The organism is Tatumella citrea, assembly GCF_002163585.1.
In the GTDB taxonomy this organism is placed as follows: Bacteria; Pseudomonadota; Gammaproteobacteria; order Enterobacterales; family Enterobacteriaceae; genus Tatumella; species Tatumella citrea.
In genome coordinates, this window is record NZ_CP015579.1 from 2355611 (window position 1) to 2382077 (window position 26467).

At 50.3% G+C, this 26467-nt stretch carries 21 protein-coding genes, 1 tRNA gene and 1 pseudogene; 19 read left to right on the forward strand and 4 right to left on the reverse strand.

The genetic code is table 11. The features are described from left to right. The first annotated feature begins 1 nt into the window (after position 1). The 7 genes from A7K98_RS11255 to A7K98_RS11285 all read left to right on the forward strand — a co-directional run bounded on the left by A7K98_RS11255 (position 2) and on the right by A7K98_RS11285 (position 7842). Positions 2–832 carry a metal ABC transporter ATP-binding protein gene (locus tag A7K98_RS11255; RefSeq protein ID WP_087488643.1) on the forward strand — a complete coding sequence of 277 codons (831 nt, stop codon included), beginning with the start codon at positions 2–4 and terminating at the stop codon, positions 830–832. 10 nt (positions 833–842) lie between these two features. Beyond that, complete coding sequence (locus tag A7K98_RS11260; RefSeq protein ID WP_087488644.1) at positions 843–1742, forward strand: metal ABC transporter permease; 900 nt, start codon at positions 843–845, stop codon at positions 1740–1742. Then, on the forward strand, positions 1735–2529 hold the full coding sequence (locus A7K98_RS11265) for a metal ABC transporter permease (protein ID WP_087488645.1): 795 nt from the start codon (positions 1735–1737) through the stop codon (positions 2527–2529). Before A7K98_RS11260 ends, A7K98_RS11265 begins: the two co-directional genes overlap by 8 nt. A gap of 268 nt (positions 2530–2797) precedes the next feature. After that, positions 2798–3898: a porin gene (locus A7K98_RS11270; RefSeq protein ID WP_087490472.1), complete on the forward strand. Its 1101-nt coding sequence runs from the start codon at positions 2798–2800 to the stop codon at positions 3896–3898. Between the two features lie 387 nt (positions 3899–4285). After that, the gene (locus tag A7K98_RS11275) at positions 4286–5665 is read left to right on the forward strand and encodes an MFS transporter (protein WP_087488646.1); all 1380 of its coding nucleotides are present in this window, start codon (positions 4286–4288) and stop codon (positions 5663–5665) included. 72 nt (positions 5666–5737) lie between these two features. Next, complete coding sequence (locus tag A7K98_RS11280) at positions 5738–7000, forward strand: gallate dioxygenase (protein WP_087488647.1); 1263 nt, start codon at positions 5738–5740, stop codon at positions 6998–7000. Next, positions 7000–7842: an amidohydrolase family protein gene (locus A7K98_RS11285; protein WP_087488648.1), complete on the forward strand. Its 843-nt coding sequence runs from the start codon at positions 7000–7002 to the stop codon at positions 7840–7842. The genes A7K98_RS11280 and A7K98_RS11285 overlap by 1 nt, the downstream gene beginning before the upstream one ends. A 22-nt stretch (positions 7843–7864) precedes the next feature. Here A7K98_RS11285 and A7K98_RS11290 read toward each other — a convergent pair whose 3' ends face one another. Further along, complete coding sequence (locus tag A7K98_RS11290; protein WP_087488649.1) at positions 7865–9082, reverse strand: LysR substrate-binding domain-containing protein; 1218 nt, start codon at positions 9080–9082, stop codon at positions 7865–7867. Between the two features lie 171 nt (positions 9083–9253). On the opposite strand from A7K98_RS11290, the gene galB reads away from it, so the two are divergent. From galB to A7K98_RS11320, 5 genes are all read left to right on the forward strand, one after another. Next, positions 9254–10009 carry a 4-oxalmesaconate hydratase gene (gene galB, locus A7K98_RS11300; RefSeq protein ID WP_087488651.1) on the forward strand — a complete coding sequence of 252 codons (756 nt, stop codon included), beginning with the start codon at positions 9254–9256 and terminating at the stop codon, positions 10007–10009. Next, entirely contained in the window at positions 10006–10746 is a 741-nt protein-coding gene (locus A7K98_RS11305) for a 4-carboxy-4-hydroxy-2-oxoadipate aldolase/oxaloacetate decarboxylase (protein ID WP_087488652.1), read from the forward strand. The genes galB and A7K98_RS11305 overlap by 4 nt, the downstream gene beginning before the upstream one ends. Before the next feature lie 9 nt (positions 10747–10755). Then, the gene (locus A7K98_RS11310) at positions 10756–11868 is read left to right on the forward strand and encodes a 4-oxalomesaconate tautomerase (protein ID WP_087488653.1); all 1113 of its coding nucleotides are present in this window, start codon (positions 10756–10758) and stop codon (positions 11866–11868) included. Then, entirely contained in the window at positions 11865–12788 is a 924-nt protein-coding gene (locus A7K98_RS11315) for an NAD(P)-dependent oxidoreductase (protein ID WP_087488654.1), read from the forward strand. Before A7K98_RS11310 ends, A7K98_RS11315 begins: the two co-directional genes overlap by 4 nt. Positions 12789–12941: 153 nt before the next feature. Continuing rightward, positions 12942–13017, forward strand: a tRNA-Asn gene (locus tag A7K98_RS11320). 367 nt (positions 13018–13384) lie between these two features. On the opposite strand, the gene A7K98_RS11330 is transcribed toward A7K98_RS11320, so the two are convergent. Next, positions 13385–14686, reverse strand: a complete 1302-nt coding sequence (locus tag A7K98_RS11330; RefSeq protein ID WP_087488656.1) for an MFS transporter — start codon at positions 14684–14686, stop codon at positions 13385–13387. A gap of 1703 nt (positions 14687–16389) precedes the next feature. On the opposite strand from A7K98_RS11330, the gene A7K98_RS11340 reads away from it, so the two are divergent. Continuing rightward, the gene (locus tag A7K98_RS11340) at positions 16390–17478 is read left to right on the forward strand and encodes a tartrate dehydrogenase (protein ID WP_087488657.1); all 1089 of its coding nucleotides are present in this window, start codon (positions 16390–16392) and stop codon (positions 17476–17478) included. A 2-nt stretch (positions 17479–17480) separates the two neighbouring features. Next, complete coding sequence (locus A7K98_RS11345) at positions 17481–18740, forward strand: glycerate kinase type-2 family protein (RefSeq protein WP_087488658.1); 1260 nt, start codon at positions 17481–17483, stop codon at positions 18738–18740. A 389-nt stretch (positions 18741–19129) separates the two neighbouring features. Here A7K98_RS11345 and A7K98_RS21735 read toward each other — a convergent pair. Together A7K98_RS21735 and A7K98_RS11360 are read right to left on the reverse strand one after the other, a co-directional pair. Next, positions 19130–20285 (reverse strand): annotated as a pseudogene (locus A7K98_RS21735) (MFS transporter). A gap of 163 nt (positions 20286–20448) precedes the next feature. Beyond that, complete coding sequence (locus tag A7K98_RS11360) at positions 20449–20865, reverse strand: RrF2 family transcriptional regulator (protein WP_087488660.1); 417 nt, start codon at positions 20863–20865, stop codon at positions 20449–20451. Positions 20866–20980: 115 nt separating this feature from the next. On the opposite strand from A7K98_RS11360, the gene A7K98_RS11365 reads away from it, so the two are divergent. The 5 genes from A7K98_RS11365 to A7K98_RS11385 all read left to right on the forward strand — a co-directional run bounded on the left by A7K98_RS11365 (position 20981) and on the right by A7K98_RS11385 (position 26392). Further along, positions 20981–21355, forward strand: coding sequence for a hypothetical protein (locus A7K98_RS11365; RefSeq protein WP_087488661.1), 375 nt, complete (start codon positions 20981–20983; stop codon positions 21353–21355). A 489-nt stretch (positions 21356–21844) separates the two neighbouring features. Continuing rightward, entirely contained in the window at positions 21845–22096 is a 252-nt protein-coding gene (locus A7K98_RS11370; RefSeq protein WP_087488662.1) for a DUF485 domain-containing protein, read from the forward strand. Between the two features lies 1 nt (position 22097). After that, complete coding sequence (locus A7K98_RS11375; protein ID WP_087488663.1) at positions 22098–23669, forward strand: sodium:solute symporter family transporter; 1572 nt, start codon at positions 22098–22100, stop codon at positions 23667–23669. 45 nt (positions 23670–23714) lie between these two features. Continuing rightward, positions 23715–25151 (forward strand): CoA transferase, encoded by a 1437-nt coding sequence (locus tag A7K98_RS11380; protein WP_087488664.1) that lies wholly within the window; start codon positions 23715–23717, stop codon positions 25149–25151. A gap of 332 nt (positions 25152–25483) precedes the next feature. Then, on the forward strand, positions 25484–26392 hold the full coding sequence (locus A7K98_RS11385; protein ID WP_087488665.1) for a LysR family transcriptional regulator: 909 nt from the start codon (positions 25484–25486) through the stop codon (positions 26390–26392). The last annotated feature ends 75 nt before the right edge of the window (positions 26393–26467 follow it).

Sequence of the window (26467 nt, forward strand, 5' to 3'; positions counted from 1 at the left end):
TATGTCTCACCAGTCTCAGGTACTGAGTGTCAGCCAGCTCGGGGTAAGTTACCCCGGGCGGCAGGTACTTCATGACGTCAGTTTTGATATCAACCACGGCGAATTCTGTGGTTTGATCGGTGCTAACGGTTCAGGGAAAACCACCCTGTTTCGTTCACTACTTGGCCTGCAACCGTTATCCAGCGGCCGGATACTACTGAACGGTCAACCGGTACAACAGGGGCTTTCTGCTGCGGGCTATGTCCCACAGAAAAATTTTCTGGACCCTGATATCCCTCTGACCGCCAGAGATGTGGTCGCCCTGGGCCTTGATGGCCATCGTCCTGGTTTCCGGCTATGGCCGAACCGTAATCGCCAGTTAATTGATGACACACTGGCTTCCGTAGATGCCCTCTCCTTCGCCAGCCAGCGAATCGGACGGCTGTCGGGCGGGCAGCAACAGCGGGTATTAATTGCCCATGCACTGGTCCGTCGTCCAAAAATTTTATTATTAGATGAACCGCTGGCTAATCTGGATATGGCGGCTGCCGCCGATATCATTGGGGTTCTGAAACGCCTGGTCCGTGAACAGCAGGTTTCGGTACTGTTGTCCGCTCATGATATTAATCCACTGCTACCAGTCATGGACAGAGTGGTCTATCTGGCTAATGGTCAGGCGGCCAGTGGTCCGACAGAGCAGGTTATCCGCACCAGCGTACTGAGTCAGTTATATGGCTATCATATTGACGTGATTCGGGTCCACGGCCGCATACTTGTGGTCGCGACCGATCGTGACAGTACCCTTCCCGACCCGGTTGACTGCCAGGCACCTCATGTAACCACCGTTCCTTAGGTATTCATTTATGTTTTCCGCGTTATTCAGCCACGGCTTCTTTAGCAGTGATACGGTGCATACCGCTCTTATCGTTGGCGGTGGTGCTGCAATAGTCTGTGGCATTACCGGTGTTTTCGCGTTAATCCGTGGTCATGCTTTTGCCGGGCATGCGTTGTCCGATATCAGCAGTGCGGGAGGTGCCGCGTCCTTCCTGCTGGGTATTAATGCGCTGGCAGGTTTTATTATTATGGCGCTGGCGGGTGCCGCAGGCATTGAACTGAGTGCGACCCGACGCAGCCGGGAGCGCAGCCTGGCGACGGGGATAGTGCTGAGTGCCGGGCTGGGATTTTCCGCCCTTTTCCTCTATTTTGCCGTAAAACAACATAACTCGTCCGGCGCCACATTATCTGTCATGTTCGGTTCCATCTGGACATTACCGGCATCAATTATTCCCTGGATTCTGGCCACCGGCGCGGCGGTACTGATACTGCTGGCGTTAATCTGGCGTCCGGTATTGTTATGTGCCATTGACCCTGAACTGGCGACAATCCGCGGCGTGGCTGTGCGTCGGGTGGGCATTATGCAACTGGCCGCCCTGGCTCTGGCTGTTGCCTTATCCTCGATGACTGTGGGCGCCATTTTGTCTACCGCATTGCTGACAGGACCGGCAGCGATTGCCCTGAAGTTTGCCCGTTCAGCGGTGTCGGCTCTGATTATCGCAGCCGTTACCGGTTTACTCTCTGTATGGTTTGGTGTCTGGCTGGCATGGGAAAGCTTTTACTGGACCGACGGCAGAGGCTGGCCGGTGAGTTTCTTTATTGTTGGTATTATTTTTGTGGTCTGGGCTGTCAGCGGAATACTGACCAGCCTTATCAGTCGTGAAAATCAGCTGTCAGGGCGTTTGTTCAGGAAGAAACAGCATGTTTAGCGGGTTTATGTTAACCGGATGGATTGCCGCCACTCTGGTGGCTGTCCTGTGCGGTATTGTCGGGTTTTTCGTTATTTTACGCGGTGAATCCTTTACCGCCCATGCTTTACCGATGGGGGCATTTCCAGGTGCTGCGGCGGCAGTGTTACTGGGGGTAAATCCGTTTTATGGGGTATTGCTGTTTGCTGCGTTAGGTGCCACCGGGATTAGCCTGTTCAGCCGTCATCACCGGCATGAAACTGCCACGGCACTCTGCCTGGTCACCCTGCTGGCCACCGGGACATTGTTGCTGAGCCTGAGCGGGCGGTATGCCCAGTCAGTGTATTCATTACTGTTTGGTGATCTGCTCGGGATTAGCCGTTCACAGTTACTACCTCTGGCAGTTGCCGTAGTTATCAGTATCTCGCTCACCATTGTTCTGTTTCGCCGACTGTTGCTCAGTTCACTCTCTGCTGAACTGGCCGTGGTACGCGGGATTTCGTTACGCGGAACGCAGGCAGGATTTCTGACCATTCTGGCGCTGACTACCAGCCTGGCCGTTCCTGTGGTCGGTTCATTGCTGGTATTCAGCCTGATGATTGCCCCTGCGGCTATTGCCCGTACCCTGTGCCGCAGACCCGGCAGTGCATTATTGCTCTCTGTAGTGATGGCGCTGGCTGTCGCCTGGAGTGCCATTGCCTTATCATGGTTCACCGACTGGCCTCCCGGATTTTTTGTTGGGACTCTCGGCGCACTGTTTTATCTTATCAGTCGTGGTGTCAGTGCCTTGCGCCACACGCCGGCATAACAACAGCCAGTCCCGAACACTTCTGATTCCGGCCCGGGCGCAGATTTGCTCTGCCAACCCGTGCCGAAATTTTTTGTAACACCCCCTTCTCCACGACATCTGTTGCTGGTTTTTTTATTCATCTAATCCCATGAATTCCCTGATTTGTCACGAATGTCATATTTCTATAATATCCATCCTGTAAACCATTGTTACTTTTTAAAAACCCCTATCCGGTATTAAACCGGAAGCGGGCCTTTTTTTTCATAAAACAGTGGCGATAATAATGATTAAAGGCAACTCTCTTGCGATTCTTATTTCAACATTACTCATTCCGGTGGCTTCTCATGCTGCGCTTATTTATGACAATGATGGCAACAAATTAAGTTTGTACGGCAAAGTGCGCGCCGAACATTATATTTCCAAATCTGCAGACAATGATGGTGACCAGAGTTATGTGCGGTTCGGATTTAAAGGCCGGACCAAAATTAATGACTGGCTGCAAGGTTATGGTCAGTGGGAATATGAAGCAGACAGCAGCGTTGCAGAATCTGAAGGCACTGATAATGACAAGACCAGGCTGGGATTTGCCGGTCTGAAAGCCAAAAAATGGGGTTCCATCGACTATGGTCGTAACTATGGTGCCACTTACGATATCGAGGCCTGGACCGATGTATTCCCGGAATTCGGCGGAGATGGCTATGTGAAAAAAGACCAGTTTATGACCAAACGTGCCAATGGCCTGCTGACCTGGCGCAACAATGATTTCTTTGACCTGGTCGATGGTCTGGATGTGGCATTGCAGTATCAGGGTAAGAACGAAAATGATGACCGGAAAGAGAAAACCACGAACGGTGACGGCTATGCGGCATCAGCCCGCTATCTGATTGGTGGCGGTGTCAGCGTTGGTGCGGCCTATGCGTCCTCTGACCGGACCCTGACCCAGAAAGAAGAAGACCTTGGTTCCGGAGACAGAGCTACCACCAGAACGGTAGGTATTCAGTATGACGCCAACCAGATTTACCTGGCAGCCACCTTTGCTCAAACCCGTAATACCATCCCGCTGACGGTACCTAAAGGGGTTTCCAGCCTGTCTAAGAAGAAAGTCACCGGTTATGCCCGCAAAACACAGACGATGGAACTGGCGGCTCAATATCAGTTTGACTCAGGATTCGCGCCTTCACTTGGTTATGTTTATACCCGCGCCGAAAATATTGAAGGTGTGGGTGATGCCGATTTAGTCAATTATATCGATGTCGCATTTACCTGGTACTTTAACAAAAATATGTCGGTATTTACTGACTACGAAATTAACCGTCTGTCATCTGATAATAAACTTCAGCTTGATAGCGATAACATCCTTGCGGTCGGTCTGACCTACAAATTCTGATTTACCTCCTTCCGGTCCTGCTTACGTCAGGGCCGGAAATTTCTCCCAATCTCCCCCTGCCATAATCCATTTTTCATCCATCACTATCGTTATTTTCCGGCAAATAAGATAATCCCGCGTGATTCAGGGTTCAGGTTTAAAAGCCTGCATCACATTATAAATAAAACTCATGCCCCGATAATAAAATTATGGCAGACAGATTCTGCAGCAGCCCCTAACGTGGTGAAAAGGGATAGTAATGAACAATTTTTAAATTATTGTTTATTAAACATATTAATAAAAATAGAGGGTCACTCTCTGGCAGGACGCAATGTGAGAATCACAATGATTTTTTTTAAATATCTTACCCCGATCACATATTAATAAAAAAAACAGAGAGCGTACTCTATGAACCAACACGATATTGTGGATGTAAAAGCCTGGATAGACAGCCGGCATATTTCACCCTGGCAGTGGATGGTGCTGGTGCTGTGTTTCATCATCATCATGTTCGATGGCTATGATGCCGCGGTAATGGGATTCATTGCCCCTGCACTGATTGAAGACTGGGGGATCAGCCGCAGCGAGATGGGCCCTATCCTTGGTGCTGCCATGTTTGGTGTGGCACTGGGCGCCCTGGTCGCAGGTCCTTATGCTGACCGTTTTGGTCGTAAAAAAATCTTATTAATATCGATACTCTGTTTCGCGGTATTCAGCCTGTTGAGCACCTTTGCCCGCACTCCACTGGAAATGGCTGGTTTGCGTTTCCTGACCGGTCTGGGCCTCGGAGCGGTAATGCCTAATACCGTAACCCTGGTCGCCGAGTACATGCCGGAACGCCGCCGTAGCCTGTTAATCACCGTTATGTACAGCGGATTTAACATCGGTTCCGGAGTGGGTGGGTTTATTGCTGCGGGCCTGTTACCCCATTTTGGCTGGCAGTCGGTACTGTTTGCTGGCGGGCTGATCCCGTTACTGCTACTGCCACTGTTGATTTGGTTATTACCTGAATCAGCCATGTACCTGGTCGTCCGTAATGTTGGTTACGAAAAAATTGCATCCGTGTTACAACGTGCCGGCGGTGTATTTTCTGCTAACACAAAATTTGTGTTAAAAGCGCCAATAATCCAGAAGAATGCCAAGGTTTTCCAGCTGTTCAGTCGTGGTTACGCCCGGGGCACCCTGGTATTATGGGTCACCTATTTTATGGGGCTGTTTGTTATCTATCTGTTAAATGGCTGGTTGCCGACCATTATGCATAACAGCGGATTCTCATTACAGCAATCCGCCATTGTTGCCGGTTTATTCCAGTTAGGCGGAACCTTTGGTGGTCTGCTGGTCGGCGGAATGATGGATAAATTACAGGCCCGTAAGGTGATTGCCGGTTTCTATCTGCTGGGTATGTGCTGTCTGATGGCACAAGGGTTTGGTCAGTTCGGACCGATGATCCTGGCGGTACTGGTATTCTGTAGTGGCGTCTGTATTAACGGTGCACAGACCGGTTTGCAGGCTTTTTCTCCGGCGTTCTATCCTACCGAAATTCGTTCGACCGGCGTGTGCTGGATGCACGGTGTAGGTCGTACCGGAGCAATAATCAGTTCTTCTTTAGGTGGTGTATTACTGGGCTTCTTTCCATCACAAAATGCAATTTTCCTGGTGCTGGCACTGCCGGCGCTGTTAGCCGGACTGTCGATTTTGGTTCACAGAGCGGCACGTCCTGCGATGATGATTAAAGGGATTGAGCTTGAAGACCTGCCCGGGTTGTCACGCACCATGAATCATCATTAATAAGCAGTTAACTAAAACGCATATTCCGGGGAAGGATCCCCTCACCCTACAAACACTATGCAGAGGTCTGAAATGGCAAAAATTATCGGCGGACTGGCAGTATCACATACTCCGACTATCGGCTTTGCAGTCGATCATAACAAACAACAGGAAAGTGCCTGGTCACCTATCTTTGAAAGTTTTGCTCCGATGCAAAAGTGGCTGGACGACAATAAGCCAGATGCGCTGGTGTATATCTTTAATGACCATGTTACATCATTCTTTTTCGACCATTATTCTGCCTTCTCACTGGGTATCGACGACCAGTATCTGGTGGCAGACGAAGGCGGTGGCCCGCGCGACTTACCGCCGGTTAAAGGCCATGCTGCGTTATCTCAGCATATTGGTGCCAGCCTGATGGCCGATGAATTTGATATGTCGTTCTTTATGGATAAGCCATTGGATCATGGTCTGTTCTCGCCATTATCCGCACTGCTGCCTTACCGCGAAAATGGCTGGCCGACTAAAATCGTCCCTCTGCAGGTAGGTGTTTTGCAGTTCCCGATTCCCAGCGCACGTCGCTGTTATAAACTGGGACAGGCACTGCGCCGTGCTGTAGAAAGCTTCCCGGAAGACTTAAAAGTTGCCATCGTGGCTACCGGTGGGGTTTCTCATCAGGTTCATGGCGAGCGTTGTGGTTTTAACAATCCCGAATGGGATGCTCAGTTTGTTGATATGCTGGTCAACGACCCTGAGTCACTGTGCGATATGACCATCGCCGAGTATGCCACCCTGAGTGGTATGGAAGGTTCAGAAGAAATTATGTGGCTGGTGATGCGCGGCGCACTCTCTGCAAATGTCACCCTTCGTCATCAGGCCTATTACCTGCCATCTATGACCGGCATAGCCACTCTGGTACTGGAAAACCAGGCCCGCGAAGCACCGGCTGATTTACGCCAGCGTCAGCGTGATAAAATTGCTCACCAGATGGCGGGTGTGGAGAAATTACAGGGCACCTATCCGTTTACTCAGGCGCGCAGCCTGAAGGGGTTACGGATTAACCGCTTCCTGCATCGTCTGATTCAGCCAGCCTGGCGTGAACGTTTTCGTAATGAACAACAGGCTTTGTTCGATGAAAATAAACTGACTCAGGAAGAGCAGACCATGATCCGTGAACTTAACTGGCGGGCCATGATTCAGTACGGTGTCAGTTTCTTTCTGCTGGAAAAACTCGGTGCCGTCGTAGGGGTGTCTAACCTGCATATTTATTCTGCAATGCGCGGTCAGACTCTGGAAGAATTCCAGAAAACCCGTAACCAACAGGTTCTTTATTCGGTCGCAGGAAAAGAAAAGTAATGCCAGATTTTAGCCAACCAAGGATCGATTCACATCACCATATTTTCGATCCGCAGAAGTTCCCCTATATCAGCGATACCCCTTACCGGCCCGAAGGGCACGAACTGGGTACCGTTGATTACTACCGCTATGTGATGGAAGCCTATAATATCCGTCATTCGGTAATTATCGGCCCGACTTCGGCTTATAACACCGATAACAGCTACCTGCTGGATACGCTGAAACACGGTGCCGGCCGGTTTAAAGGTATTGCTGTGGTGCCGCCAGATAGCAGCGTCGACTACCTTGCTGAGCTGAAACAGGCGGGTGTGTCCGGGATTGCCATGAATGTGGCGATGCTGGGGACAGATCGTTTTGCACAGTTTGATAGTATGCTGGCAAAGCTGCATGAACTCGGTTTGATTGCTGATATTCAGGTCACCAAAGATCAGTTACCGGATCTGATGCCTATGCTGTTGCGAAGCAAGACCCGGTTATTGTTTGATCACTCCGGCAGGCCGGACGTGGCGGCAGGTCTGAAGCAACCCGGTTTTCAGGCCCTGCTGTCACTGGCAGAGACTGACCGCTGCTGGGTTAAACTGTCCGGTTTATCACAATTCTGTGAGCCCCCTTTCCCGTATACCGAAGGGCACAAGTACCAACAAGCACTGCTTGCCGCTTTTGGTGCAGACCGTTGTATGTGGGGTTCAGACTGGCCGTTTTTACGCGCCAGACAACGGATGGATATTGGGACATTACTGGTGCTGGCGGACCAGCTGTTTGGTGATGCTGCCACACTGGATAAAATTATGTGGCAAACACCGAAAACATTGTTTGGTTTCGGTGAGCCACCCACAGTTTAAGCAGTAACAGCCGGCAGCATGCTCAGCGTATCAGCTGCTGCCGGATAGCATCGATCATCGCTTTCGCTGCCGGTGATAACAAACTACCCGCACGGCTGGTGATGCCTATCGCCCGGCGGGTATTCTCCATACTCAGCGGAATCGTCACCAGTTCACCATGAGACAGTTCATGTTCCAGCTGTCTGGCTGAAACTGCCGCCAGCATATCTGAACCCAGCAATAAACCACGGACTATGGCCAGATCGCCACTTTCCACCACCGGATTCGGGGCTGGAATCTGCATTGCTTCGAAGCTTCTGTCCAGCAGTTCACGTGCCGGGGTTTCTGAACGCGGCAACACCCAGCGCGCAGTACGCAAATCATCGGGAGTCACACCCTCACGGTTCAGAGGATGCCCGGGCCGGGCCAGTATCACCATCTCTTCCGAAAACAGGGTTTCTGTAACCATATCGGCGGCATAGTCACGGGTACGCAGCGCACCAATAATAAAATCCACTTCTCCTGAACGCAGACCGGTTGCCAGCTGGGCGAAAGCACTCTCGTTGGTGATAATACGGATGCCCGGATAGCGTTCGGTAACCGCGAGGATAGCCTGCGGTAACAGACGGCTGCGGCTCAGGGGTAATGCACCTATCTGCACCCGACCAACCAGCACCCCCTGCAACTCCGCAATATCTGCCGGAATATGCCGCAGTTCGTTTAGCGCACGGCGGATATAGGGCAAAATCTCCTGACCCGCGATCCCGGGGATCATCCCCTGAGGAGTACGTTGCAGTAACGGCATTTCCGCCCCGTTTTCCATCACTCTCAGAGCCGCAGACACGGCAGGCTGGCTCAGACCCAGCAGTTTCGCCACGGTCTGCATGTGTCTTGTCTGACACAGCGATACAAAAATTTGCAGGCGATTAACGTTAAACAGATATAAGGGCTCGGTCATTGAACGACTGTTGCCGTTTTTGCTCTGCAGTTTATGCAAAGTTACCGCCACCTGGTGCAACTCCTCTATCGCCCGCCGTGCCCGTGGAAGAATGCACTTACCAAAATCCGTCAGCATCATTCCGTTAGCATGGCGTTCAAACAGCGGCACTGCCAGCCGGGTCTCCAGATCACGAATGGCCCGGGTAATTGCCGACTGGGTACGATAAAGCTCATCTGCCGCACGGGAAACGCTGCCCTGATCAACCACCTGACAAAATGCGCGGATCTGCATCAGGTTTGACAGTTCCTGCCGGTTGTCCATTCATCCCTCTCTTGTTTCAGAATCGTTGCACAGCTCTCAATATAAATAAAACGCATACCTGCTGCAATTAAATGAATTTCCGACACCCGGTCGTCACTGTCAGCATAGAAAGCACTCAGTACCCGGCTGTCTGCCTCAGCCACCCTCAAAAAACATAAAAGGATCAGGCGAATGAACAAACCCGACAGCAGTTCCCAGGCTTCCGCTAAAACCGCACTGGTGGTCAGTGCCCATTCTGCAGATTTCGTCTGGCGCGCCGGCGGTGCTATCGCATTACATACCCAGGCAGGTTACCAGGTTCATATTGTTTGCCTGTCGTTTGGTGAGCGTGGCGAATCAGCCAAACTGTGGCGTAAAGGGGAAATGACCGAAGAGAAAGTCAAAGCCTCCCGTCGCCAGGAAGCAATTGCTGCAGCAGAAATTCTCGGAGCCAGCATCGAGTTTTTCGATATGGGCGATTATCCGTTACGTGCCGACAAAGAAGACCTGTTCCGTCTGGCTGATGTTTACCGCCGCGTACAGCCTCACTTTGTACTGACCCACTCTCTGAAAGATCCGTACAACTACGACCATCCACTGGCGACCAATCTGGCTCAGGAAGCCCGCATTATTGCTCAGGCTGAAGGTTATAAACCCGGGGAGAAAATTGTCGGTGCACCACCGGTCTATTGTTTTGAACCGCACCAACCAGAACAGTGTGAATGGCGACCCGACGTACTGCTCGACATTACCCCGGTGTGGGATAAAAAATACCAGGCCATTCAGTGCATGGCAGGCCAGGAACATCTGTGGGAATACTATACCCGTGTGGCGTTACAACGTGGTGTGCAGGCGAAACGTAATATCGGCATTACCGCTGCTAAAGAGATCATCTATGGCGAAGGCTACCAGAGTATCTTCCCGCGTGTGACAGGAGATTTATCATGAGTGATAACAGCGCACAGTGGGTGGGGAAAAAAGGCATAGTCATTCGTAATATTTCACGGACTGATGAGCAGGTACTGCATGAACTGGCCCACCTCGGTGTGGCTACGGTTCACGAAGCCCAGGGGCGTAAGGGATTACTGGACGGTTCCATTCGCCCGATTCAGCAAAATGTCAGCCGCTGCGGTAATGCCGTGACCGTGCTGGTCGCTCCCGGTGATAACTGGATGTTCCATGTGGCGGTAGAACAATGCCGTCCGGGCGATATTCTGGTGGTTGCACCGACCTCGCCTTGTAATGACGGATATTTTGGTGACCTGCTCGCCACTTCATTACAGGCCCGCGGCGTGATTGGCCTGATTGCTGATGTCGGCGTTCGGGATACCCAGACCCTGCGTAATATGGGCTTCCCGGTATGGTCTAAAGCGGTCTATGCACAAGGCACGGTGAAAGAGACCCTGGGGTCGGTAAATATCCCTGTGATCTGTGCAGGCCAGCTGATCATGCCTGGTGATGCCATAGTGGCAGATGACGACGGTGTTGTGGTTGTGCGCCATGCAGAAGCCGGCGAAGTTCTGCTGGCCGCCCGGAAACGTGAAGCGCTGGAAGAAAGTAAGCGTGCCCGTCTGGCGGCCGGTGAGCTGGGGCTGGATATTTACAATATGCGTCCGACCCTGGAACAAAAAGGCCTGAAGTATTACGACGACATCACAGAGCTGGAACAGTCAGCTAAAAAGTGAGGTGGCAATATGCGTCAGACCCGAATCCCCTGCATGCTAATGCGGGGCGGTACATCTAAAGGCGCTTTTTTCCTGGCTTCTGATCTGCCGGCAGATAAACAGCGGCGTGATGAAGTTTTGCTGGCGGTGATGGGTTCTCCTGACCCGCGGCAGATAGACGGTGTCGGTGGTGCCGACCCGCTAACCAGCAAAGTGGCGATAATCAGCCGCTCACAACGGGAAGATGCAGATGTTGATTATCTGTTTGCCCAGGTGAATGTTGATAAACCGGTAGTCGATTATGGCCAGAACTGCGGCAATATTCTGGCTGCCGTAGGCCCTTATGCGCTGGAAAAAGGATTACTGGCCGCCAGTGACGGCATGACACGGGTCAGGATTTTTATGGTCAATACCGGCCAGCTGGCTACCGCTCATGTTCCTACACCACAGGGAGAGGTGGACTATCAGGGAAATCTGCAAATTGATGGCGTACCGGGTACGGCTGCAGAAATTTTCCTGGAATTCGCCGATACCGCAGGTTCGGTTTGTGGTGCGTTGTTGCCCACCGGCAGTGTCATCAACCAGTATGACGGTATAGACGTGACCTGTATTGATAACGGCATGCCGGTGGTACTGCTGCGCGCAGCAGATCTCGGCCGCACTGGTGAGGAAACGCGTGAACAGCTGGACCATGATACCGAGCTGAAAGCACGTCTGGAATCGATTCGTCTGCAGGCTGGTCCGGCGATGAATCTCGGTGATGTAACCTCGCGCACCGTGCCAAAAATGACACTGATTTCAGCCCCGCGCTTTGGTGGCACACTTTCCACACGGACCTTTATTCCACACCGTTGCCACGCCTCTATCGGGGTACTGGGAGCCGTCAGTGTCGCCAGTGCCTGTCTGCTGCCTGGTTCCGTGACCGAAGGGCTGGCCGTTCTGTCAGACGACCCTCAGCCGCGAATCGGCGTGGAACATCCGACCGGAGAATTTAGCGTTAAATTGCGGACTGACCCTGCCCGCAGCGGCGCTGAACGGCTCACCGGAAGTGGCTTGTTGCGCACTGCACGCTTACTGTTTGATGGAAACGTCAGTATTCCCGGCACGGTCTGGGACGGGCAATCACAAGGAGATGTCGCATGAACCAGCCACAGGCATTAGTGGTCAAAAAAATCACCCTGATTGGGTTGGGTGAAGTCGGTACCTTGCTGGCACAGGAACTTCAGTCCCGATGGCCTGAAATCCGGTTAAGTGCCTATGACTGGCTGTACACTCAGCCGGCCATGCAGCAACGGGCTCAGACGCTGAATGTTACCCTGTGTGAAAATCTGGCAGATGCCCTGGCTGACAGTCAGTTGATTTTTTCGGTAGTCACTGCTGACAGTGCCCGCTGCGTTGCCGAACAAGCCGCAGCCTGGCTGGGTGAAGGCCAGTATTTTCTGGATCTAAACTCAGTGTCGCCACTAACCAAACAAAAAAACAGCCGTTCGGTCACCTCAGCGTCAGCTGAATATATCGATGTTGCAGTTATGGCACCCTTCCCGCCCGCCAGACTCGGCACCCCGTTACTGACTGGCGGACCATCCGCTGAACTGATCAGTCACTGGCTCAATGAACACGGCTTTAGCAGCAGTGTCCACAGCAAGGAAATCGGTGAAGCGTCGGCGATTAAAATGTGTCGCAGTGTGATGATCAAAGGGCTGGAAGCCCTGACTGTAGAATGCCTGAGTGCCGCCCGGATGTACGGGGTTGAAGAGGAAGTGCTAAGCTCGCTGCATCGTAGTTTCCCGTCACTGGGCTGGGACAAGCAACTGGGTGACTACCTGGTGAGCCGGGTGGCTGAACATGGTAAACGCCGTGCAGAAGAGATGGCTGAAGTAGCGAAGACTCTTAAGGATGTGGGCGTAACCCCTTCTCAGAGCCTGGCAACCCGTGAAACCCAGCAGCGATTTGTCGATGAACTGGCGGCTCTCCAGCTCAGTTGGGATCAACTACAGCCCTTTAGCTGGAAAAAAGTGATAGATCGGATCTACCGGACAGAAGCCAGCGAGCCTACAAAGTAACCGCTTATCCCAGCTATACACTGCAATAATGGTGGTTTTCCCACCATTATTTGCAGGAGTGCCGAAATATTCGGCATTCAGTGAACACCACTGCGAAAGGGCTTTGACAACCCTGCCAGCCGTGGTTAATATGCGCCTCGTCTTAACGACAATTCCTCTGTAGTTCAGTCGGTAGAACGGCGGACTGTTAATCCGTATGTCACTGGTTCGAGTCCAGTCAGAGGAGCCAATTTAAAAAAACCAGATGTCTGCGGGCGTCTGGTTTTTTGCTTTTTATCAATTAGCTACCCCATTACCTCGTCCACACGCCCATTAAACAGTATTTTAAGCTACGTCCCTTTGCTGGTAAAATTGTAGGAAATTCTCCCATTTCTAACAGCTGTGCTAAGAAGAATCAGGTCATGCGTTAAATATGCTGTTAACATCCCGGTAGTTGCCATGAATGGAGAATGTCTGGGATACAAATCGCAGTTAAATCATTCGCCGGTGATGACTGAAGCTATTACATTAAATATGGTCGATCACTGTAAGAAGTCAGAATCAGTCTGTCAGACTCTGACTTCTCATAAAAAATACCCGAAGATCCATAAGTTACATCATTTAAACGAAACACTTGATTCATGAGCAGGCGATTTACGATGGCGCTCGATGGTCAGCGTTAAAACCGCCGAGACCAATAGCATCCCCGCAATAAAATACATTGAGCCAGAGTAGTTGCCTGTTGTTTCGCGCAACCAACCGATAATAGCAGGTCCGGCAAAACCACCTAAATTACCAATCGAGTTGATTGTTGCTAGTCCCGCAGCTGCAGCCGGGCCATTCAGAAGGAGTGATGGAATACTCCACAATGGCGGTTTGCATGAAGAGATGCCAATATTAGCCATAATCAGTGCTAACAGAGCAAATCCTAATGTATGCACTGAACCTGCCACAACGAAGCCAGCACAAGCTAACAGACAAGCTGCAACTACATGCCATATACGTTCACGTGTTTTATCTGAATGTCGCGCCCAACTCACCATGGCAATAATCGAGAGTGCAGCAGGCAACGCATTAATCAAACCTGTCTGTATAGTAGTCAAACCAAAAGATTTCAGAAATTGTGGTGACCAGATATTCAGGGAATACAACCCAGCGGAGCTGCCAAAATAAACCACGGCTAAGGTCAATACGCGTTTATCTGCCAGGCCTCTCCAGATACTGGTTTTAACACCAGCATTTTTAATTATATTTTCCTTTTCAAGCGTATCCAGTAACCAGGAGGTTTCTTCAGGCTTTAACCAGTGATTTTTCTCTGGTCGGTCGTTAAGATAGAAAAAGGTAAAAACGCCTAACAAAATAGCGGCTATTGCATCCAGCATAAACATCAATTGCCAGCCTTTAAAGCCTAGAGCACCATTCATGCTGAGTATTATGGCTGCTAAAGGAGAACCTACCATCGCGGAAATGGGCGCTGCTGCCATAAACAAAGCAATAACCTGGGCGCGGCGTTTAATGGGAAACCATGTACTCAGATAGAGAATAATGCCTGAAAAGAAACCGGCTTCTGCCACCCCTAATAAAAAACGTAATACATAAAAACTGGTGGCACTTTTAACAAACATCATACAGGCAGCGATAATACCCCAGCTAACCATGATTCTTGCTAACCAGATGCGCGGCCCAACTTTTTGCAAAATTACATTAGAGGGTACATCGGTAATAAAGTATCCAATAAAAAATAACCCCGCACCTAAACCAAACACGGAAGCTGTAAATCCAAGATCCTGATTCATTGTTAATGCGGCAAAACCAATATTAATCCGGTCAAAAAAAGCAATAAAATAAGCAAACATTACGAAAGGAAGTACTTTCCATGTAATTCTTTTCAACGTGATACTTTCAATATCCTGATTCATAATCCCCTGCCTTTCACAATAGTGTATATGAGATTGTATGTTTACCGACTGGGGAACTATAAAGCGTTTCCAAAATTCAATAACTGTTAGCTTATTATATAAATAAATTAAATAATGCCATAGTAGGTCTCTTTTGTATTATTTATTTGAAGTAGATCACTTAATCAACCCTGGTTACACCCTGTTTTTCACATAATTAAACAGTTAATTACATGATTGATTACTATCAACCCACTAAATAAATGGTTAGATTTGAGATCTCGTTCACATTATAACGTTTAAAAAATAGATATTCGACCCTGCTTACCTTACATCGCTCCGCTGTTGATTAATGAATATTCTTAGCCTATATTTTCTCAGTCAGTTCAAAATCGTTATCGTTTAGCAGTTTCAGCATATTACGTAATAACTCATCTTCACTTCGCTCAGCTTACACTTAGCAGCAGCCCGTTTAATGAATGTATCTAATCCGATGAGATTGTAAGCCACGTTTGACTGTTGATAGTGTGGTAGGAGGCAGGTACCACTTCGTGACCTCACTCAGTGTTAACCTGGCCGGGATTGGTCTATTTACTCCGGGAACAATGGGTTATCTGAGGTAGCATACTTATCTGTTTAACAATGCCCATGGTCAGCTCGTGGCTATGTGGTCGGGTACGACGATCCGACATAATCATCACCTCATTCTTGATATCTGTTACATTCACATGTTATTTAGCTGCCAGCGGGTGATGGTGAATAAACCACCAACAGACAATTTTTATGCGTAATAGACCCCAACACCAGCGAACAATCTATTTTCAATAGTTCGCGAAAGAAGATCATATCCAACCATCATGATTTTAATTTTGGAATGAGACTGATGTTTTTTTCAATGTTGTGAATATTACTGACCGGATGAAGTGGGGAAAATACACGATAGACAGGGAGCTAATCTGTGAGTAGCTGTATCGATTGTTCCGATACGTAACCTTCATCGTTCATTTTTCATACGCACCATAAATCGCATCCCTGAAGTATCAAATTGTTCGTTGAATTTACCTGCCTCGCCAAAGAAAATTACACCGACTTCTGTTAATTACACATTGCGAGTTGAACGGTTTACCAGACGTATTCCAGTATTTTATTTCAACAACCGAATAAAGCGAAAAAGTGATACAGGTATCATTTCCATTCTTTAGGCTCGCCAGCCAAAATGGACCCATAGGCCCATGACAGCAAAGCAACCTAATTGATTTATATTAATTTATTCCCTCCACCATCAACCATTCAAATAATTTATATAATCCAGATATGATGATCTGCTCAGCTAAAAATGCATACTAAAATCAAGCGAGAAAAAATAGCAATGAATTAAAAAATGGAGATTTTAATATAAACATTCACTTTACAACTGGTACCGGTCGCAAAATTCTATAGCTCATCGTTTCAGCTCTGTTCAGCCAGAGTTTAAAAAAGTCGATATCAGGGGACTAAAGATTATTCATTGTTTTGCCTAATTTTCAATGCAACAGGTTTTACAAAGTGCTTTTACAACCACTATTTTCCGATAAAGGAAGGTTTACCGTCACAGTATTCAGATAACAACGAGCATTGTTATCAGCTTCTACATGCAGTGGCATTGCCTGACTGAAATATAGGTTAAAGACAGTATTGTTCACCAAACTCATTAAAATATACATTGATTAAGTTGGAGACTTGTTATGCGTAATTACTCTATTGCTGCTATCCCTGCAGACGGCATCGGTCCAGAAGTCATCTCTGCAGGCGTTGAAGTGCTTCAGGCGGTTACCCGTCAAAATCCTGAGTTACGCTTTGATGTACAGACTTTTAACTGGGGTTCTGATTACTACAAAAAGCACGGTATAATGATGCCGGAAGATGGGCTTGAAACCCTGAAAAAATTCGATGCCATTTATTTCGGCGCCGTTGGCGCACCCGATGTGCCTGACCACATCACTCTGTGGGGCCTGCGTCTGCCAATCTGCCAGGGCTTCGACCAGTATGCCAACGTTCGTCCAACCAAAATTTTACCTGGCGTGACTTCCCCTTTACGCAATCGCGGACCTGGCGATCTGGATTGGGTCATCGTGCGTGAAAACTCAGAAGGTGAATACTCAGGTAATGGCGGTCGTGCACATAAAGGTCTGCCGGAAGAGGTGGGCACCGAAGTCGCCATCTTTACCCGGGTGGGGGTCACCCGTATTATGCGTTACGCATTTAAACTGGCTCAATCCCGTCCTCGTAACCTACTGACCGTCGTCACCAAATCCAACGCACAGCGCCATGGAATGGTTATGTGGGATGAGATCGCGGCTGAGGTTGCCAAAGAGTTTCCGGATGTGACCTGGGATAAAATGCTGGTAGATGCAATGACGCACCGCATGACATTGCACCCGCAATCACTGGATACCATCGTCGCGACTAACCTGCATGCAGATATCCTGTCCGATCTGGCGGGCGCACTGGCGGGTAGCTTAGGTGTGGCACCGACTGCTAACATCGACCCGGAGCAGCGTTTCCCATCTATGTTTGAACCTATTCACGGCTCTGCATTCGATATCACCGGTAAAGGTATTGCTAACCCAATTGCAACCTTCTGGACAGCAGTGCAGATGCTGGAGCACTTAGGTGAGAAAGACGCTGCTGCTCTCATCATGGAAGGCATCGAGTATGTTTGTACCAAAGGCATTTTGACTCCAGATGTGGGTGGCACAGCGAATACCGCTGATGTGACTAAAGCCGTTGTTGAATTCATTGAGTCAAAAGCCACTGTTGCTGAAATGGTATAAAAATGAGAAATGAACTGGCCGCAGAAATTCTGAAGGATATTTTTCAGCAGGCCGTTGACAGTGCTCGCCCGGGGCCTGTCATTCCCCCTGCTCTGCCGAAAAAGCCTCAAGGCCGCTGCGTGGTCATTGGTGCAGGCAAAGCCTCAGCAGCCATGGCTGCTGCGGTGGATGCGGCCTGGCCAGATGTAGATGTCAGTGGTGTTGTGGTAACACGGTATGGTCATGCCGTACCTGCCGGACGCATCCACATACTGGAAGCTGCACATCCTGTAGCTGATGCCATGAGTGAAACCGCAGCGAAGCTTATCGTAGAATCGCTGCGTGGTCTAACAGCAGATGATTTAGTGCTGGCGTTAATCTCCGGTGGTGGTTCTGCTTTAATGGCGTTACCGATACAAGGCTTAACGCTGTCGGACAAACAAGCGATAACCCGGGCTCTGTTACACAGCGGTGCCAACATCAAAGAGATGAATCTGGTTCGTCGCCATCTGTCAGCAGTGAAAGGCGGGAAACTGGCCCTGATGGCGCAACCAGCTCACGTCGTTTCTCTGATTATCAGTGATGTTCCTGGTGATAACCCTGCAGATGTTGCCTCTGGCCCGACAGTCCCTGATAACAGCACCCCGGGCGATGCTCTGAAAGTGCTTGAGCGCTATGGTATTGCTGTCTCAGAACAGGTGGGATATGTACTACTTAACCAACCAGTGCAGGCGACATCGCAGGTGAAGAGTAACACGCGTTTAATTGCCACACCCGCTATGGCATTACAGGCCGCAGCAGAAAAAGCGCGTTGCCATGGTATTACCCCGTTAATTTTGGGTGATGCTCTGGAGGGTGAAAGCCGGGAAGTTGCAGTGGTGATGGCCGGTATTGCTAAGTCAGTGAAGCAGTATGGGCATCCTGTTAAAGGTCCTGCCGTGTTACTTTCGGGTGGCGAAACGACTGTTACCGTTTCCAATGGCCGTGCGGGTAAAGGTGGCCGCAACACTGAGTTTCTGCTCAGTCTTGCCTGTGCTTTGAATGGTGAGGAGGGCATATGGGCTATTGCAGGTGACACGGACGGTATTGACGGGACTGAGGACGCAGCCGGGGCTTTAATCACGCCGGATACGTTGGCTCGTGGTAAACAGACCGGACTCAATGCATCAAAATATCTGAATGAACATGATAGTTACAGCTTCTTCCACTCTTTGGATGATTTACTGATTACCGGCCCGACACTAACAAACGTTAACGACATCCGTGCGATTCTCATCGCCTGATGCAATTGCCCCTCTTCTAACATAGAGGGGGCTTATTCTGTAACAGCCTGCCTACCCAATACACACTTTTTAACAGTAATATTTGCGGGAATTAACTGCGATTCCTGCCGGGTAAACCGGCAGGTGCTACATTGCAATTCCCCGACCTCTGCTGCTTATGGCCGAATTCATAAGGATTTGAGTGGCATCATTGCCCTGCTGTAAGTATCCCTGCAAAAAGAACCATTCACTTTTAGAGATCTTCCTACATACTGAATAGGTTCCCTGAAGGAGATCGCTATGCGTAAAGCCCGATTAACTGAACACCAGATTATCGCCGTTCTGAAGCCTGTTGAAGCCGGCCGAACTGTAAAAGATGTCTGTGTAAGCAGACCTGTGCCTGCCAACAACTACCAGTATTCCAGTTTTAGTGCTCCAGTCGCCACCAGCAACAACGACAATGCCATACAGATAAATGCCACCGCCAGCCCATAACCGTGGGCGATAAAACCCAGCACCGCCGGTCCCATCAGAATACCGGGATAACCGACAGTAGCGACAAAAGCGACCGACATATTCGACGGCATGACCTGCTCTTTTCCTGCCAGAGTGGTAATCACCGGAGCAACATTCGCCGCCCCTATCCCGACCAGAATAAATCCACCCAGTGAGGATTCCCAGCCAGGTAACAGCACCGCCAGTGCATAACCTGCCGCTGCAAAAATACCACTGAGCATCAGGAGTTTTTTTCGTCCCAGTCGGCTGACCAGTCGATCACCGGTGAGTCGCATAACCGCCATCGCGCCACCAAACACCGCATAGCCTCAGCCTGCATGTTCAATAGCCAGACCGCGTTGTTCAGTTAGCCAGATACCACTCCAGTCCAGCATAGCACCTTCTGCCAGAAAGCAGAGCTGACACATCCCTGCCATCAGGATAAGCCGCAGATTCAGACGAAAAGCAGAATTTTGTTGTTCTTCATGAGAGGCTAAAGGTAATAAATACCGCAGGGCCAGTATCAGTATTACCAGCATTAATAATACTGCGGACACTACCATGGCCAATGGCGACATCCCCCTCACCCAGCACCAGACTCCCACCTGCCGCACCGGCAATCCCGCCCACGCTGAACAAACCATGAAACCCGGACATCAGAGGAACATCACTTTGCTGTTCAACCAAAGCGCCCTGAATATTTACAGTCACGTCAGTCAGACCCACTCCGGCACCGAACAGTAACAAGCTGGTAATCATTAAGGGAAGTGAGTCTGTAGTAGCCAACAGCGGCAAAGCCACACAGGCCAGCAGAGCACCCGCAATAATCATAGCCCGGCAACCAAAGCGGCTGGTGAGCTTACCCGAAAACAACATGGTGACCAGTGATCCGCTTCCCAGGCAAAGTAACAGCAGCCCAGGCATTCCGGCATCAAGCTGTAATCGTTGTTGAGCATAAGGCACCAGCGGCGCCCAGACACCCATAGCAAACCCTGCGATAAAAAATACTGCCCGTGTTGAGACTCTACGCGTAACAGTATTTACTGCCTGATGAAAACCTGCTTCCTGCATTCCCCCTCCGCTATACCCGCCTGAACGGCTGAATAAGTTTGCTTTTGCTGCCGGCGACACAAATGATCTCTGATGTGCCCTGGTTGGTCCTGTTGTCATATGCGGCCGGAACGAAAGTCTCAGGCCGTTACTCATCTACTAACTTAATTTGTTAATTGCTGGCTCAGACCGGCCACTGCTCAGGAGCCAGCTGATCAAGGGTCACTTCTGCAAAACGCTGCACAATAAGCGCGCGGGCTGCCTCCAGGGTTTGTTCAACTTGTTGATTCACTGCCTGTTCTATCTGACAATCCTGATGTTCGTTAGCCCAGCCTACAGTGAACAGCTCATTACTGCCAATGGCTGTAAACACCTCAAGCAGAGTGATTTCCTGTAACGGTTTTTCCAGTGTCCAGCCTCCGCCGTGGCCTTTTTCTGAATGAATCAGCCCGGCTTCCCGCAACCCCTGAAACAATCGTCGCACCACGACCGGATTGGTATTTATCATCAGTGCAATTTGCTCTGAGGTTACGGCCTCACTGGTGTTACCCATATGAATCAGGATATGTAACGCTCTGGAGAGCCGGTGATCTTTGCGCATTTTCCACTCCGGATCGGTTGCTGTTATTCATTTACGTAACTTTATTGGTTGCGTGAAAAAGTCTGTTTCATGTATCTTATATTATTACATGAAATGACCAATGTGAGTATTGCTTATGCTGTCTGAAAATCTGCTGCAAAATGTCTGGATATGCCTGGTTATTGCGCTGGTGTCCGCCTGTATCGCTATATCTGTGACCCAACAGGAAATGTTCCGGCCGTTACGCCAGTGGGCCGCACGAAAACATGCTATGGCAGGACATCTGTTCAGTTGCTTTTATTGTTTTAGTCACTGGGTGGTTTTTGCCGGCATTGTCATCTATCGGCCGGTAGTGGTGACCTCCGGCAATACCCTGGTAGATTCAGTGGTTACGGCCTTCTTTACTGTGGGTCTGTCTGCGCTATGCAGCGGTGTTATCCTTCAGGTAATACGCATTGCTATCGCTAAAGCCAGTGAAGAACTGGACCTGATAAATAAAACCGCAAAGTAACAGTGATGCCCTGAAGGTGAACCGGCAGGAGGCCATGACGGCTTATCCTGCCTCATCATTTATTCTAAATAAGAATATTAAAATTAAAATACGTTATTATTTTATATATACATACAACTAACCCCGCAGATAATAAACTCTGCCGGTTTAGTGTATTCATTTTCAGATAATATCATTGATATCAGAATGATATCCGGAACCATCTCTGCTAAACACCCCGTGATTAAGTTTGCCCTGATTTGTAACATGCACCAGATTGATTCCCCGGGGATCCAATGCTGGTGCGCCCTGCACCGGTCAGAGTGCAATGCCGGCTTGCCATCTTAATTTCAGATGACTGATATCATAACAAATCGCTACCCGTGATAGCGGTGTACTTTTAGAGTTTCTCCGAAGCCACGATTTTCCCCTGCTCACTCCGCTCCCGTCAGTTCCCCGTAATGTGCGGAAAATGTCAGGTTTAACTCTGCTTATGAGGAGACAAATTTTATGCGCCGTTCAGTTAACACCAGCAACAAGCCGTGGAATGACACATCGTCAGGCATCCTGTTTACCGCTGTGCAAATCATTATTTTTTTCACTTTTATCAAGCTGTGTGTATTTAACACCGGTGCCTTGCAGAAAAATTTTATGCAGACACAAATCCCGCTCTCTTTCGTGTTGGGAGCGGTGGTTATTGTCAGTGGAATTATCCTGACCACGCTGTATGTGGTGATAGCCAATCATCACGAGGATAACTGATATGAAAAAACTGCTGCCCCTGATCCTACTTAGCGCGGTTTCTGCTCCCGCACTGGCATCAGCCGGTTCGTCGACAGGCTCCGGTGGACTGGCGATTTTTTTCTTCATCGCAGTCATTCTGATGACGCTGGCAATTACCTGGCGGGCGGCCCGTCGGACCAAAACCGCCGGTGATTTTTACAGCGCTGGCGGGAAGATTACCGGCTTCCAGAATGGCCTGGCGATTGCGGGGGATGCAATGTCTGCCGGGGCATTACTGGGTCTGACGGCACTGGTCTTCTCCGGTGGTTTTGACGGCTTATTTTATGCCATCGGTTACACCACAGGGTTACCGGTAGTGGTCTTTCTGATGGCAGCTAAAATGCGCAAGCTGGGCAAATATACATTTACCGATGTGGTCTGCGCCCGGCTACAGGGTAAAGGTATCCGTATTTTCTCCGCCTGCGCCTCGCTGACCATTGTTCTGTTGTACCTGATTGCACAAATGGTAGGCGCAGGGCAATTAATTGAAGTCATGTTCGGCATTAACTACGTCTGGGCAGTCGCGCTGGTCGGGGTATTAATGGTGCTCTATGTCATGTTTGGCGGCATGATGGCTACTACCTGGGTACAGATGATCAAAGCCGTACTGATGATTCTCAGCTGTCTGCTGCTCTGTTTTCTGGTACTGCGAATGACCGGCTACAGCTTTAGTGAACTACTGAAAGGTGCGGTGAGCGTTCACCCGGCCGGCCGGCAAATTCTGGTTCCTGCCCTGCCCGCAAAAGACCCGTGGTCTGCATTTTCGCTTGGTATTGCATTAATGCTCGGCACTGCCGGTCTGCCTCATGTTCTGATGCGCTTCTTTACAGTGCCTGATGCAAAATCTGCACGCAGTTCGGTGTTATGGGCAACGCTGTTTATGAACGGATTTTATCTGATGATCTTTATCATCGGCTTTGGGGCACTCTATCTGCTGCGGACTCATAGTCTGCCTGGTGCCAGCGTCGGCGGTAATACTGCCGTCCTGCAACTTGCCGCATTACTTGGCGGAGAACCTCTGTTCGGTTTTCTGGCAGCAGTGGCTTTCGCCACTATTCTGGCGGTGGTTGCAGGGTTAACCCTCTCCGGGGCCTCGGCGGTGAGCCATGATATTTACGGCACTCTCAGCCGCACAGGCAGTATCAGTGATGCCAGCGAAGTAAAAATCATGCGTAGATCAGTGGTAGTGCTCGGGGTACTGGCAGTACTGCTTGCTATCCTGTTTAAAGGGCAAAACATTGCTTACATGATAAGCCTGGCGTTTTCGTTATCCTGCTCCTCCACCTTCCCTGTATTGCTTCTGGCTATCTACTGGCGTTCTCTCACCGCCCGCGGTGCATTGTGGGGAGGTGGCTGCGGATTAGTGTCATCACTGGTGTTCACCATTGCAGGGCCTTCTGTCTGGGTAAAAGTTCTCGGACACAGCACGCCGCTGTTTGCTATCGACCCACCCGCGATTGTTACCGTTCCTCTGGCATTTATCGTCTGCATCGCGGTTTCCCTGGCCGACAGGAAAAGCCTCGCCAGTTTCACAGCCGACAACGCTGCCTGATTTGTTCGCCGGTTTATTTATCAAATTATTATGGAGTCAGTCACCATGCTGGAAAACTTTACCGCGCAGTCCGGGGCTTTTGCCGAACTAATGGCCATCAGAGATGGCAAACCACTGGCAAATGACGAAGTTCAGGTCACCGGTCAGGATAACTTGTTTAACACTCCGTTTAAGGTAGGTGAAACCGCTGCGGCTTTACTCGCTGCCCGCGGTGTGGCGGCCAATGATCTGTGGCAACTGAAAACCGGCAGGCGGCAAAAAATCAGTATCAATATGCGCGCGGCAGCTGCAACATCGCTGGCCGGCGGCGACATGACACAGCAACGCGGTGAAGACGGTATCTTCCGGCCGATTGCCGTTTCTGAGGCTATGAAACATATGGTGTCGCTCACCCAGCCCTGGCAAACCGCTGATGGTCGCTGGTTGCTGCCACATACCAATCTTACGCATCTCGAAAAAAGAATTCTCGATCTTTTACAATGCAGTAGTTCACCGCAATCAGTTAGTGAAGGTGTCCGTCGCTGGCAGTCTGACAGGCTTGAACAGGCGATTGCCGATGCCATGGCTTGCGGTGGCAAAGTCCGTAGCCCGGAAGAATGGCTAAACCACCCGCACGGTCAATACCTCGCGGCACGTCCTGTGGTGGAAATTACCAAAGTCGCAGAAGGCAAACCTCAGCCTCTTCCTGCCGGAGCATTACCAGCTTCCGGGATTAAAGTGCTGGATCTGACACGAATTCTGGCTGGCCCGACCGCAGGTATCGGCTTTGTCGAACATGGTGCAGACGTTCTGATGGTCACCGCTCCTCATCTGCCTCAGGTGCCTGCCTTTGTCCGTGATACCAGCCACGGCAAACGCAGCTGTTTCCTGGATATGGATAATCCGCAGCAAGCCGGTCAGCTGAAACAACTGGTCGGCGATGCAGATATCTTTATTGACGGTTACCGGCCGGGCCGGCTCGAAGCGCATGGTTTTGGTGTCGATGAACTGATGAAACTGCGTCCCGGATTGATTCATATAGCGGTTAACTGCTTTGGGTCCGGGGGGCCATTCGCTTCCCGCGCCGGCTGGGATCAGGTCGCTCAGGCGGTCACCGGTATCTGCCACACTGAAGGGCAGCATCACGGGGATGGATCACCCAGGCTGATGCCGGTATTTACCTGTGATTTCCTGACCGGTTTCCTGGCGACCTTCGGCGGCCTGGTGGCCCTTGCCCGTCGGGCCACTGAAGGTGGCAGCTATCGGGTGCAGGTGTCGCTCTGTCAGTCTGCCATGCTGTTGCAACGCCAGGGACTACTGGAAGATTTCCGGCATGCGGCGGGACGATTAACCGCAGCAGAATTTGAACGGTGGGCGGTGTGTGATGAAGCTACCTGTTATGGAGACCTGAAAACACTGGGGCCGGTGTTGCGAATGTCTGAAACGCCCTGTCAGTGGCAGGGAACCACTCCGGCTTTGGGCAGCCATTCTCCGGCCTGGTAAACTTAAGGAGCGGAACGGCCATCCGGCTATGTCTCGCAGCCCTGTTCTGCTCCTGTCCGGTCAGGCCTTTTTTACAGGGCCTGTCGGTCATACTCTGCACTCTGGTTAATACACCGCCCGTCAGCGACGTAAATCAGTATCCTTATGGTGCAACGACGCCCACCTTACAGGCATTCCGCGGGTAACAGACAATGCGTTTTATTTATTCCCTCTAAAATACAGTCAATTAACTTACCGGTGATGGCTGGCCTGAAACTTGCTTACTTTTACTGCCATCTGAATTAACGATGACAGATTGCATTACGATTATAAAATTGCGATGGGAGTTTCTGATGAAAATCTGTGATCTGCTGACGTTCTCCGCGGTTGCCCGCTGTGCCAGCATTACTGCCGCGGCCAAAGAACTCAACACAGTTCAGTCTAACGTCACCAGCCGGATCCGCTCGCTGGAAGAATATATCGGTTTACCCCTGCTGGAACGTCATAGCCGTGGTGTCACACTGACCAGTGCCGGTAACCGCCTGCTACCCTACGCACAGCGTGCACTGGCTATTCTGGATGAAGCCTCCCGGGTGGCCAGAGATGAAGGAGAAGCCAGCGGGATGATCACCATAGGCTCGATGGAAACCACGCTGGCGGTACGACTGCCGGATATTCTGGCCAGCTTCCATGATTGCTATACCGAAGTACAACTGGCGATGACCATTGATGCTACCGCTTTTTTGATCGACAAAGTACTGAACTGCGAGGCAGACGGGGCCTTTGTGGCCGGACCGGTAGATCATCCGCTACTGGCAACAACACCGGTATTCAGTGAGGAACTGGTACTGGTGACTGCAGGCGGAATTCGCCATCCGCAGCAACTGAAAGACAACCCACGGGGTATTACCGCACTGATGTTTAAACAAGGCTGTGCTTACCGGCAACGCCTGGAACAGTATCTGACCTGGCTGGGCCGCCCGGCATTCCAGCGGCTGGAGTTTGGCTCGCTGGATGGTATGCTGGGATGTGTCAGTGCCGGAGTGGGCATCACTTTGTTACCTCGCTCGGTGGTTGAGAAATCCGGGCAGACAGACAGATTACAGATACATGAAGTGATCCCGACTATTTCGCGGGTACCAACCCTGTTTATTACCCGAAACGATGTACAACCAACGACCGCGCTAAAGCGATTTATTCGCTGCGTGAAGGAACACAAGCTGACAGAACGCACTGAGCAAATCACCGCGATTGCCGGTTAACTCCGGACTCAGGCGGTACAACACAAGAGCTGCTGACGGTTAGCTGTTCCGGTTTATTTTACAAACTCCTCCCGG